This window comes from Cryobacterium sp. MLB-32 (genome assembly GCF_000738085.1).
Classification (GTDB): Bacteria; Actinomycetota; Actinomycetes; order Actinomycetales; family Microbacteriaceae; genus Cryobacterium.
On the sequence record NZ_JPRS01000121.1, the window covers coordinates 1 to 733 of the forward strand.

At 60.0% G+C, this 733-nt stretch carries 1 protein-coding gene and 1 pseudogene; one reads left to right on the plus strand and one right to left on the minus strand.

What is annotated here, in order from left to right; genetic code table 11:
* On the plus strand, positions 1-216 hold a 216-nt coding region (locus JF66_RS12425), incomplete at its 5' end, for a hypothetical protein (protein ID WP_231556402.1).
* Here JF66_RS12425 and JF66_RS12430 read toward each other — a convergent pair.
* Positions 206-733, minus strand: a pseudogene (locus JF66_RS12430) (hypothetical protein); the annotation flags it as partial. The gene JF66_RS12425 and the pseudogene JF66_RS12430 sit on opposite strands and share 11 nt — an antisense overlap.

Below are 733 nucleotides of genomic sequence, written 5' to 3' on the forward strand. Positions count from 1 at the left end.
GTGCCTCTGGTCGTCGAGAGCGACGGAAAGCAACTCGGGGTGGCGATCTTCGAGTACGTCGCTCCGCAGGCCACCGATGGCGGCGGCGTGATCGTCGACAACTTCTGCATCGTCAATCCGTCGGCCTGCGTCTTCTTCGACCAGAATCAGTTCACCGAGAAGTTTGATACGGGCCAGATTTTGCCCAACCTCCAGGGGATGAACATCAATCAGTGACGGATCCGCTGGCCTTGATCGCGTTGACGATGGCGGGAATCGACACGATCAGCATGATCAGCGCCCAGATGAGGGCGACGACGCCGGTGACCAGGGCCCAGAACTGGTCCCCGATGGAGACGACGACACCGGGCAGGAACCCGTGAATGAAACCCAGGACGAGTTGCAGAACGACCGACAGCAGCACGAGGATCACGAGTCCCTTGACGCGGAGAAAACGCGGCTGCGCGACCACCAGGAGCACGCCGAAGACGATCTTGAGCAATAAAACAGCACCGAGCACCGCGGCGGCGGCTCCCACCGGGAACGAGCCCCAGATAGCGACGTAGACAACGGTGCCGAATGGAATGGCCACCAGAAGGCCGATCATCAGAAACAGCTGAATCAATCCCACGATCAGCAACAGGAAACACATGATGATCCAGAGGAACGAGACGATCAGGGTCACGATCCCCTGGATCCTGCCGTAGAGACGCAGCGGCACGATCAGGCTCAGCCCGAGCATGCCCACGGTGAA